This is a genomic window from Herpetosiphonaceae bacterium, assembly GCA_036374795.1.
In the GTDB taxonomy this organism is placed as follows: Bacteria; Chloroflexota; Chloroflexia; order Chloroflexales; family Kallotenuaceae; genus LB3-1.
Genome location: DASUTC010000121.1, coordinates 21,954 through 29,000, shown reverse-complemented (window position 1 = coordinate 29,000; position 7,047 = coordinate 21,954). Strand labels below are relative to the sequence as shown.

Sequence of the window (7,047 nt, the reverse complement as noted above, 5' to 3'; positions counted from 1 at the left end):
CGCGGTGAGCCGGGTGTGTGCGCGCCAGAGCTTGAGCTACGGGCGGCTTAGATGCGCGGAAAGGGCACCACCCAGATCCAGATCACGATCACGAAGGCGGCATTTCCGCCGATCACCAGCAAGTGGAAGATCTCGTGAAAGCCGAACATATGCGGCAGCGGATCGGGCCGACGCAGCGCATAGACCAGCGCGCCGATCGCGTAGAGCAGCCCGCCCGCGAAGAAGAGCGCCAGCGCCTGCCAGGGCAGCAGCGTCATCAGGTTGGGGAGCGCAATCACCGAGATCAGTCCCATCGCGGCGTAGAGTGTGGTCGGGACCCAGCGCGGCAGCCGCAGCAGCACGATCGTGCCGCACGCGCCCAGCAGCGCCAGCGCCCAGATCAGCGTGAGGACGACCAGCCGCAGCTCGCCGTGCAGCACGTTGATGCAGATCGGCGTGTAGGTTCCGGCGATCACCAGAAAGATGTTCGCGTGGTCGAGCGTGCGCAAGACCGTGTAGCTCCGGCCACGCCACGAGCCGAGATGGTAGATCGCGCTGACCATGTACAGCTCGATCATGGTTACGCCGAACGTCAGCACCGAGAGCCAGCGCAGCCGATCGTCGCGCGTGGCGACCGATAGCCCGATCGTGACGATCACCGCGCCGATCGCCGCGAACGCATGGGACCATCCGCGCAGCCGGGGCTTGACGCCGTGTGCTCTGAGAGGTTGTGCTGCCTGTGGGTGCGTGCCGGGAGTTCGATCGCGAGCCTGTAGCATGGGTGCCTCCGGGGAGTGGGACGAGCAACTGTTAGTAGTGATATACCGCGTTTGCTCGGCGGAAGGCAACCAGCCTTATGGATACTCTCGCGCCGCCATTGGCACCAGGGCGGGCAGTTACTATCGAACTGCCGGAGCGCGCCAATCCAGAGGTTCATGCTGCCACAGGAACGAGCCGCCGAAGCGCGATCGCAAGCATTGACGAGCGTCTGGCGCTGTGCTATAGTCCATGCACCCATAGCTTTCAACGGCTGTGACAGGGACATGCCGGAAGATCCGCCGACGTTCAGAGAGCGACGCATCCGCTGCAAGCGCCGCCGCCGGTCCTTCTCGGCGACACCCTTGAGCCGTTTTGGCGAACCGGAGCTTCCGCAGTAGCCGAAACCGGGCCGCGCCCGTTACAGCGCGACGGCCCTGTGCTCTCAATGGCGTCGAGGCAGGCCGGTTGAGGCCCCGTCCGGGGCGAACGGTGGTGGCACCACGATGCGGCTGATAGGCCCTCGTCCTCCTTGCAGGACGAGGGCTTTTTGCATCTCCGCAATTTGACGGTCGTATTCGGTCGGAAGCAATACATTTGCAGATCGCTGGAGCAGACACACATCGAATACAACTGAGGTGAGCATCTATGGAACGAACACGAACAACCGAGCTGAGCTGGCATGTCGGGTCGCGGGCGCGCGTGATGGGCTGGCTGCACGCGCTGCGCCGCATGGGCGGCGTCAACTTCGTTGTGGTGCGCGACGGCTGGGGCATGACCCAGGCCGTCACCGAGAGCGAGGCCGATCTGGAGCCGCTGCAAGGCCTCAACCTTGAAACCGTCGTCGCGGTCGAAGGGCTGGTGGTGAGCGCGCCGCAGGCACCGGGCGGCATCGAGCTGCAACAGCCGCGCATCGAGATCATCACGCCGGTTGGCGAGACACCGCCGGTCACGCTCAGCAAGCGCGAGCTAAAGGCCGGCCTGACCACCGTGCTCGATCATGCGGTCATCGCCAACCGCCACCCGACGCGCCGCGCGATCTACCGGCTGTCGGCAAGCGCGATGAGCACCTTTCGCAACACGCTGCGCGAGCGGGGCTTTACCGAGATCCAGACGCCCAAGATCGTGGCGGCGGCGACCGAGAGCGGCTCGAATGTCTTCCAGCTCAACTACTTTGGCCGTCCGGCGTTCCTGGCGCAAAGCCCGCAGCTCTACAAGCAGATCATGGTCGGCGTCTTCGAGCGTGTCTTCGAGGCCGGGCCGGTCTTTCGCGCCGAGCCGCACGACACCACGCGCCACATCAACGAGTATGTCAGCCTGGACGTGGAGCTAGGCTTTATCGAGGATCACTTTACCGTCATGGCGCTGCTGCGCGAGGTGCTCGCGGCCATACTGAGCGACTTCCACGAGCGTCATGCCGCCGATCTCCAGATGCTCAACGTGCAACTGCCGCCGGTTCCCGCCACGATCCCGCATATTCATTTCAGCGACGCGCAGGAGCTCATCTGGCAGCGTCACGGCGTCGACGTGCGCGGCGAGCCCGACCTATCGCCCCAGGATGAGCGCTGGCTGGGCGAGTGGGCGCGGCAGGAGTTTAGCAGCGATTTCCTCTTCGTCACCGGCTACCCGATGCGCAAGCGTCCGTTCTACACCCATCCCGATCGGCAGCGACCGGAGTTTTCCAACTCCTTCGACCTGCTCTTCCGTGGCACGGAGCTGGTAACGGGCGGGCAGCGCCTCCACCGCTACGAGGCGTACCTGGCGGCGCTCACGGCGGCTGGCCTCTCGCCTGAGCCGTTCGCCTGGTATCTCGAAGCCTTCCGCTACGGCATGCCGCCGCACGGCGGCTTCGCGATTGGCCTGGAGCGGCTGCTGATGCAACTGACCGGCGTCTCCAACATCCGGCTGACGACGCTCTTCCCGCGCGATCTGAATCGGCTGGTGCCGTGATCATTTCGGCGGAGCGGGGTACAATACAGATCGATGAAACATCTGTATATTCATATCCCGTTCTGCCAGCGCCGCTGCTCGTACTGCGACTTCAACACCTACGCCAACATGGAAGATCGCATCGAGGGCTACGTCGCGGCGCTGTGTGCCGAGCTACAAGCCTATGCCGAGCAGCATCCCGCGACGAGCGACCAGGCGACGCGCGCGCCGCTGGTGCCACTCACCCGCGCATCGCTGGCCCCGACGGTCTTTCTGGGCGGCGGCACGCCGACTATGCTCTCGCTCGCGCAGATGGAGCGTGTGCTGGCCGCCGCCCATGCGATCGTGCCGCTCGACCGGGCTGAGGTGACGACCGAGGCCAATCCGGGCACGGTGATCGACGAGGACTATCTGCGCGGGCTGCGCTCGCTGGGCATCAACCGCATCTCGTTCGGCGTGCAGAGCCTCCACGATCCGACGCTGCGCGTGCTGGGACGCATCCACACCTCAGCCGAGGCGATCGAAACGTACCAGCAGGCCCGCCGCGCCGGATTTGATCGCGTCAACCTCGATTTCATCTTTGGTCTGCCCGGCCAGACGATGGAGCAGTGGGCCTGGACGCTTGATCGGCTCGCGCCGCTGGAGGCCGAGCATATCTCGCTCTACTCGCTGATCCTCGAAGAAGGCACGCCGCTGCACCAGCAGGTGACGCGCGGCAGCATCACGGTGCCCGACGACGACGCCACCGCCGCGATGTATGAGCTGGCGATGGAGAAGCTGGCTGCCGCTGGCTACGTCCAGTACGAGATCTCGAATTGGGCGAAGGAAGAGCCAAGAAAGGGCGCTCTCTGGGCACACAAAGCACAGAGCACAAAGGGATCAAAGGAACCAACGACGGATCAGGAACTCGAAACTCGAAACCTGGAACGTGGAACCCTTCCGTCGGGTGCCTGTCACCACAACGTCGCCTACTGGCTCAACACAGACTACATCGGCTGCGGCGCTGGCGCGCACGGCCACATCTATCCCCGGCGCTGGCACAACATCCTGAGCGTGGACGACTATATTCGGGCCGCGCAGCCCGGCAGGCTGCCGATCGCCGAAACCCTGGCGCTGACTCAGGCCGATCTCTTCTCGGAGACAATGATGATGGGCCTGCGTCTCAACAGCGGCGTCAGCTTCGCGCAATTCGCCGATCGCTGCGGGCAGCCGCTGCTTGAGGTGTACGGCGCGGAAGTCACGCATCTGGTCGAGCTGGGGCTGATCGAGCAGGATCAGCTAGGTATCCGGCTGACCGACCGGGGACGCATGCTCGGCAACGAGGTCTTTATGCGCTTCCTGCGCGAGCAGCCGTCCGACGTGCCAGGTTAAGATAGGCACGGCGCAGACACGTGCCCGGCGAGATCAATAGCCTCGGTTGGTTTCGTCGCAACTGTTCAGTGCGAGGAAACCAGCCGAAACTGTGGGATAGGACGTTCGCTGTGAGCGCTTACTGAGCGACGCCACGGCTCCAGATCATGTTGAAGTTGCTGATGAAGCTATTGATCATCGCCTGGTCGTAGAGCTTTAGGAGAACCTCGTCGTTGAGCCGCAGCGCCGAGCCGCTCCAGTTGTGCGAGCCGGTAAAGAGCCGATACGCATTGGTCGAGCCATTGTAGGTGCCGTACATGATGTAATATTTCGAGTGGACCTTCGTGACGACCGATGAGTTCGCGTGTGCCGTCTCGACCAGGCGAAGTTGCACGCCCGCCGCTTTGAGCCTATCCTTGACCGCCGGGTCGATGTTGCTGTAGGCGAGCTGCACGGTGCAGCCAAGCCTGCGGATACGGATCAGCTCGCTTGCGATCGGATCGCGACCGCTGGTGAACATCGCCTGCGCGGCCTTGAGATAGCAGCCGCTGCCGCCGCTGAGATAGGTCATTGTGTTAGCGACCGTGTCGGTGGCGGCTTCCTCCGACGTGCCGCCGTTCGAGTCGGCTCTCGGCGAAAAGTAGGAAGTCACACCCGCGTTCGGTGAGGTAAAATACCCGTTCGGCGCAGCCTGGTAGTTATTGTTCTTGCGCAGATAGAACATATCGTTGAAGACGCTCTTGTACCCCGTGTAGGTAGTAGAGTCCCCCGCGATGATCACCAGATTATTGTAAAGATCGGCCTGCGAGTAGGTCATATTTGCGGAGGTGACGGCGACGACGTTCGTCTTGGTCACGCCTGCGTCCACGGTCTGCGAGAAGAGAAAGAACTTGCTGTGCATCAGCGAGCTGCTGCGATTCGAGATGCATGCCTCGACATCCGCGCTGCTACCCCGGCAATGGACGTAGCGGCTGCCAAGCGCTGCCGCCAGGCGCTGCCCTTCGGCTCCATCGTCGTGCCCGCTGTGGACCACATAGACGTTCACGCCGTTGGTGTGCGCGGCGATCAAATCATCGGTAACGCCGGGGATGGTCAGGCTATGGATCGCCGCGTGGATCGACTGGCCTGCGGGAGTGCTGCGAATCATGCTGCGGATGCGATTGTGGATCGTATAGTCGTCCCAGTTGGTCTGGTCAATATACGGATCGTTGAAGACCGCAACCTCGGTCACGCCCGCGCCGAGCGCTGCTCGATTGGTCGCGGATGCAGCCGGGCTCAGCGATGCCGTGGCGGGCGACGCGCAGGCTGCGATGGCGAGCAGCAGGGCGGTGATGGCGAGCAGACGACGCATCGTAGAAGACTCTTTGCCAGAATTCGAGAGCTGCATGGTGCATACGTCCTTCATGCTAAGCAAGAAAGAAGAACAAAGCAGACGAGCGGAGTCGGCACCAGCGTGCCGTGGTGTACGGCTACAACCACCTTTCCCTGGTACACGGAGCTGGGGGCTGACTCGTGCAGCGTTCAGGAGATGCCGATCGGGGAGTGAGTTTTCATTCTACCGCCGCTCACCGATTAAGTAAATACTCTTTTAACAATTCAGAAATCAGGCAACATGCTGGAACGTGGCGCTAGCCCTGCTTCTTTTGTAGTACACTTCCTATGAGGTAAGAGAGGAACAAGACCTATGCAACCGATTCCGCCCGCACTGCCCGGCCTGCCAGTGATCGGCAATATGCTGGAATTTGCCAGAGATCGCCATGCGCTGCTCGAAAAAGGCTACCACCAGCTCGGCCCGATCTTCTCGTTCAAGCTTGGCCGCAAGCCGGTCGCCGTTTTGATCGGGCCTGAATATCACCAGTTCTTCTTTGTCGAAACCGACAAGCTGCTCAACATCGAAAAGCCCTACCGCAACCTTGCGGCCCTGTTCGGCCCGGTCGGCTTCTTAGCGTCGCCAGCGGTCTATCAAGAGCAGAAGCCGATCCTGTACGCGCCCTTCAGGCCAGAGAAGATGCTTCAGTATGTCACGATCATGCAGCGCGAAACCCAGCGCTGGCTCGACTCGCTGGGCGACTCCGGCGAGCTGGAGATTGCCGCCGCGATGGGCCAGCTCGTGCAGACGATCGCGGGCCATGCGCTGATGGGCGACGACTTCCAGCGCAAGGTCGGGCGCGAGTTCTGGGATCTCTACGCCGCGCTTGGTCAGGCGCTGAATCTCGTCACGCCGCCGAACTGGCCGCTGCCCAAGAACATTCGGCGCGACCGCGCCAAGCGGCGGATGCGCGAGCTGTTGCAGCCGATCATCGCCGAGCGGCGGCAGCATCCCGAACAGTACGACGACTTTTTGCAAGATTTCGTGAATACCCGCTGCAAGAGCGGCGCCGAGGCCGACGACGAGACGATCATCAGCTTGCTGCGCGGGCTGCTCTTTGCCAGCCACGAGACGACCGCAGGCCAGGCCGCGTGGACGATCATCGAGCTGCTGCGCCATCCCGACTATCTCAAGCGCGTGCAGGACGAGATCGCTGCCCACGCGACCGCCGCGACGATCGACGGCAAGCGGCTGCGCAGCCTTGAGCATATCATCTATGCCGTCCGCGAGGTCGAGCGCCTGCATCCATCCGCCGACATGCTGATGCGCGTCGCCGAGCAGGACCTTGAGATCGGCGACTACCGGATTCCGAAAGACTGGCTGGTGATGGTTTCTGCGGCGGTTGCCCACAAGTCGTCCGATGTCTTCTCCGAGCCGGAGCGCTTCGATCCGCTGCGGTTTGCGCCCGGTCGCGCCGAGGATCGCCAGCATGGCTATACGCTGATCGGCTTCGGCGGCGGCAAGCATAAATGCGCGGGGATGAACTTCGCCAACAACGAGATGATGGTGATCACGCTGCTCCTGTTCCAGCAGTTCGATCTCGAACTCGTGACGAAAAACCCACGCACCCAGTTCGGCATGGGCGCTGGCAGGCCGGAGCCGACGATCGTTCGCTACCGCCGCAAACCGCCTTCGGCACAGCAGTAGCAGCCGTACGAGCTGAG

The 7,047-nt window shown here is 62.8% G+C and carries 5 protein-coding genes; 3 read left to right on the top strand and 2 right to left on the bottom strand.

Annotation, left to right across the window (positions count from 1 at the left end):
* Positions 1-47: 47 nt before the first annotated feature.
* Complete coding sequence (locus tag VFZ66_08270) at positions 48-758, bottom strand: hemolysin III family protein (protein HEX6289173.1); 711 nt, start codon at positions 756-758, stop codon at positions 48-50.
* A 625-nt stretch (positions 759-1,383) separates the two neighbouring features.
* Between VFZ66_08270 and aspS the strand changes: the two genes are divergently transcribed.
* Both aspS and hemW read left to right on the top strand, forming a co-directional pair.
* Positions 1,384-2,685, top strand: a complete 1,302-nt coding sequence (aspS, locus tag VFZ66_08265) for an aspartate--tRNA(Asn) ligase (protein HEX6289172.1) — start codon at positions 1,384-1,386, stop codon at positions 2,683-2,685.
* A gap of 33 nt (positions 2,686-2,718) precedes the next feature.
* Positions 2,719-4,035 (top strand): radical SAM family heme chaperone HemW, encoded by a 1,317-nt coding sequence (gene hemW / locus VFZ66_08260; GenBank protein HEX6289171.1) that lies wholly within the window; start codon positions 2,719-2,721, stop codon positions 4,033-4,035.
* A 118-nt stretch (positions 4,036-4,153) separates the two neighbouring features.
* Here the strand turns inward: hemW and VFZ66_08255 are convergent, their stop codons facing one another.
* Positions 4,154-5,365, bottom strand: coding sequence for a phospholipase D-like domain-containing protein (locus VFZ66_08255; protein ID HEX6289170.1), 1,212 nt, complete (start codon positions 5,363-5,365; stop codon positions 4,154-4,156).
* A gap of 333 nt (positions 5,366-5,698) precedes the next feature.
* On the opposite strand from VFZ66_08255, the gene VFZ66_08250 reads away from it, so the two are divergent.
* Complete coding sequence (locus VFZ66_08250; protein ID HEX6289169.1) at positions 5,699-7,030, top strand: cytochrome P450; 1,332 nt, start codon at positions 5,699-5,701, stop codon at positions 7,028-7,030.
* Positions 7,031-7,047: the final 17 nt, after the last annotated feature.

Excerpts from the sequence above, each read along its gene's own strand:
- VFZ66_08270 (HEX6289173.1), bottom strand. The coding sequence starts at position 758 with ATGCTACAGGCTCGCGATCGAACTCCCGGCACGCACCCACAGGCAGCA.
- aspS (HEX6289172.1), top strand. The coding sequence starts at position 1,384 with ATGGAACGAACACGAACAACCGAGCTGAGCTGGCATGTCGGGTCGCGG.
- hemW (HEX6289171.1), top strand. The coding sequence starts at position 2,719 with ATGAAACATCTGTATATTCATATCCCGTTCTGCCAGCGCCGCTGCTCG.
- VFZ66_08255 (HEX6289170.1), bottom strand. The coding sequence starts at position 5,365 with ATGCGTCGTCTGCTCGCCATCACCGCCCTGCTGCTCGCCATCGCAGCC.
- VFZ66_08250 (HEX6289169.1), top strand. The coding sequence starts at position 5,699 with ATGCAACCGATTCCGCCCGCACTGCCCGGCCTGCCAGTGATCGGCAAT.